The organism is Rhizobium sp. NLR10b, from assembly GCF_019685435.1.
Classification (GTDB): Bacteria; Pseudomonadota; Alphaproteobacteria; order Rhizobiales; family Rhizobiaceae; genus Rhizobium.
Genome location: NZ_JABDWV010000049.1, coordinates 1 through 3,681, shown reverse-complemented (window position 1 = coordinate 3,681; position 3,681 = coordinate 1). Strand labels below are relative to the sequence as shown.

General features: G+C 57.2%; 1 protein-coding gene and 4 pseudogenes. 1 reads left to right on the top strand and 4 read right to left on the bottom strand.

Going from position 1 to position 3,681, the window contains the following annotated elements:
- The 4 genes and pseudogenes from istA to HJB91_RS30445 all read right to left on the bottom strand — a co-directional run.
- A pseudogene (gene istA, locus HJB91_RS30460) lies at positions 1–698 on the bottom strand (IS21 family transposase); the annotation flags it as partial.
- A gap of 108 nt (positions 699–806) precedes the next feature.
- Positions 807–1,576 (bottom strand): annotated as a pseudogene (locus HJB91_RS30455) (IS3 family transposase); the annotation flags it as partial.
- 203 nt (positions 1,577–1,779) lie between these two features.
- A pseudogene (locus tag HJB91_RS30450) lies at positions 1,780–2,172 on the bottom strand (transposase); the annotation flags it as partial.
- 129 nt (positions 2,173–2,301) lie between these two features.
- A complete protein-coding gene (locus tag HJB91_RS30445) occupies positions 2,302–3,201 on the bottom strand; it encodes a LysR family transcriptional regulator (RefSeq protein WP_221156970.1) in 900 nt (299 codons plus the stop codon).
- Between the two features lie 281 nt (positions 3,202–3,482).
- On the opposite strand from HJB91_RS30445, the pseudogene HJB91_RS30440 reads away from it, so the two are divergent.
- A pseudogene (locus HJB91_RS30440) lies at positions 3,483–3,681 on the top strand (IS3 family transposase); the annotation flags it as partial.

Genomic DNA, 3,681 nt, shown 5'->3' with positions numbered 1-3,681 from the left:
GGTAGCGGACTCCCATCAAGGCCAGGAGCGTGATCGCTCCAGCGATAGGCCGGATAGATTCACGCATCCAATGCCGAGTTGCCGCCAAATGTTCTTCTCGCCCGGGAGGCGTCCATAGATTATCATAGATGCCGCGACCAGGTACGCCGCCGAACACGCGGAACCCGTGCCAGTGAGCGTCGAAGAGCATCTCGTGCGTCTGCAGCAGGTAAGCTCTGACCAGAAAGGCGCGACTGTGTGATAGCTTGATATGGGCGACCTGAAGCTTCGTGCGCTCGCCGCCGATTACGGCATAGTCCTCACTCCAATCGGATTGGAATGCTTCGCCTGGGCGGAAAGAGCGGAACGAATATGCCGCGGCCCGCCGTCTGCTGATCAGCTCGCCACTCACGGGCGAACGCGGCGACCCGTCCATAGGAGCCGGTAAAGCCGAGAACCACCAGATCGGCATGAAGCTGCTTCAGCGTTCGGCGCTGCTTGCGCGACCTTCCGGCCTCGGTCTTCAGCCAGCCAGCAAGTTTGTCGGCAAAAGGATCAAGCTTGCTCGATCGTTCCGGTACCGTGAACGTCGGCTCGATCGTACCGGCACTCAAATACTTCGCGATCGTGTTGCGTGACAGCCCAGTGCGCCGGCTGATCTTGCGGATCGACTGCTTCTCGCGCAGCGCCATCCGACGGATGATGTTTAAAAGTCCCATGTGGATCACTCCGTTGCCCCCGTCGCTCTCCGCGTTGGGGGAAGGTTCACATGGCTCAATTCTCAATGGAAATTATGCGCCTAACCGGCTCAGTTCTGCGTGGAAACCAACAAGCGTCGTCAGTTCTCGGGCGACACGTCGACCAGAGATAGAGGTGTCCGGGACCGCTGCCAGGCATTCGCGCGTCACGTCATCGACAATGTTGAGCACGCGGAAGCGTCTGCCGCAGGCGAACTGGTCATGCACGAAGTCCAGCGACCAGCGGGCATTGGCCTTCGCTTCAATCAGGATCGGCGCACGTGTGCCGACCGCACGCCGCCTGGCTTTCCGCTTGCGAACGGAAAGACCTTCCTCGCGATAGAGCCGGTAGATGCGATTGACCCCGGATGGCTCTCCGACCCGCCGAAGCAGGACGAACAACCGACGGTAGCCGAAACGACGCCGCTCATTGGCGAGGTCGCGCAGCTTCGTCCGCAGTTCAACCTCCGGCGGTCGGCTTGACCGGTAACGGATCATCTTGCGGTCGGCGGATATAATCTGGCAGGCCCGCCGCTCCGAAAGACCCATGACGGCCTTCAGATGCGTGACGGCGTCACGCTGGGCGGCAGGCCCTACCATTTTTTTGCAAGAAGCTCGCGGAGCGCGGCTGCATCAAGCATCTGTTCGGCCAGCAGCTTCTTCAGCCTCGCATTCTCATCCTCGAGCGCCTTCAGCCGCTTCGCCTCGGAGACTTCCATGCCGCCATATTTGGCTTTCCAGTTATAAAACGTCGCTTCTGAAATCCCGTGCTTGCGGCAGAGGTCGGCCACCTTCGCCCCTGCCTCCTGCTCCTTCAGCACTGCAATAATCTGCTCTTCCGTAAATCTCTGCTTCTTCATTCGTCCGTCCTTTAATGGGCCGGACTCTAATCCATCCTGGAGGAAATTCGCAGTGGCAGGTCATCCTCTCAATGGGCCAGAGCTTACTTCAAAATGGATAACTTCAACGGGGCAAGGTCAACCCCATTGTGGTCTCCGTTCGTCCTAAGCAAACAAACAGAATCGCAACTGGCTGATTTCACGGAACTCTTTTTCGGTCAGGCTCTGAGCAGGACATGAACACGGCGATAGCCGTAGCGCACCCGTGTCTGGCAGATGTCCTGATCTTCAGCTTCAACTCGGCCTGCTCGCCGCGCCTTGACCGTGTCGACAAGCTTGCGCTTGCGGGTAGGCCTCAGAGCTTTTTTGACAGCACGTCCTGGAGCATGGCCTTGTCCGGAGAAAGGTCGGCGACGGACACGGCTTGGCATTCTCCTCATCGAGCTGGCAAGACGCTTCATCTCCGACGGCATCAGCCCAGCGTATTTTTTGCGCCAGTTGTAAAACGTCGCGTCCGAAATTCCTGCCTTGCGGCAGACCTCGCCGATCGGCGTGCCATCCCCCGCCTGTTTCAAGACGAATGCGATCTGCGCTTCCGAAAACTTCGAGGCCTTCATCGAATTCTCCTCTTCTTCCCACCAGGGATCGTAAGTGGAAAATTCCAGTTGGGGGCACGTCACACCTCACCTACGGATCGGATCGGGGGCGATGGGTAACTATAGCTCCTAACGGATCGAGTCGTCCTGTTATCCGGTAGCTCCCGCCGCGGCTGCTTCGGCAAACTCTGTTCGTAGCCATTTGTGCTTGGGATCACGATGACACCGCTCGTGCCAAATCAAAGTTACTTCGTAGGGCTTGGATTCCGCGGGTGGCGCTACAGCCGTGAGTGGCAGCATTGCAGAAATTTGAATCGCAGCCCGTCGAGGCACCAAGAGCGCGCAATCCGTCGCTGCAGCGACCATCGCTGCCGTCAGCACATGGGAGAACCGTCTTGGATGCTTATCTGGCAACTCCAAGTCTGGCAGTTCATCATAAATTTGACCCCCTTGCATAAGGCAGTCGGAGCGAGTGGCTGTGTGACGCAGGGCCATAAGGTTTTCGATTGTCCACTCCTGCGCTAACGCTGGATGGTCGTGGCGTAGCAGGTACATGAGTTGGTCAGTATAGAGGATGCGCCGTAAGTAGCCAGTCGGAGCAGTGACGATCTGCCCAACAGCCAAATCAATGTCTCCTTTCTCTAGCCCCCCGAGAACGTCGTCACAGAGTGAATGGGGGATGATCTCGAGGTGAGGCGCGCGCTGCAGCAGACGCGGTAACAAAACGAGCGTTTGGTGGTCAGGCATCGCCACGACTGTTTGCGGCCCCCATTTCGTTGCAGGGAGATTACTTTCGATCACCATGGTTTTGATGTTGTTCAACGCTGCGGGCAGCAGTTCCGCCAATCTTTGCCCTCGAGGTGTAATGACGTAGCCAGCTGAGCCCCGAACTAATATTTCGTCATTGAATATATCCCGAAGCCTAGCCAACGCCCGGCTCATCGCCGGCTGGCTCCTGCCGACATGCTGGCCCGCATAAGTAACGTTCCGGTGTTCCAATAGAGCCTCTAATGCCACCAGAAGGTTCAAGTCAATCGATGCAAGGTTCATCGTTGGCGACCTACTAGGGTATGGCGATCTTTTGAGATATTGCACCTGTGAGCGCGCAGGTCCATGATGGTTCCTCCATAGACTACTCTGTTTTCGCTGAAAGCGATAATGGGCGTATCACAGGCTTGATAAAAGGGGTGGGGTCCTCCCTATTTTAACTCTACGCGTAATTTCAAGCGTGTCAAAGACACCAAGGCTTTCCAAAAACACCGGAAGAAAGCTGGATCTCAGCCGTGAATGTTCGTCATCGCCATTCTCTCCGACAACGCTTCATATCTGCAAGCTGGCTCAAAAAACCAGGAGGTGTAGTTCGATGGCTGCGCCAGCTTGCATCCGGCGCGTCACTGCCTGACGCCAAGCTGAAGCGGATCGTCGCCGACCTCTCTCTGGACAAGGCCATGCTCCAGGACGTGCTGTCAAAAAAGCTCTGAGGCCTGCCCGCAAGCGCAAGCTTGTCGACGCGGTCAAGGCTGACTGGAA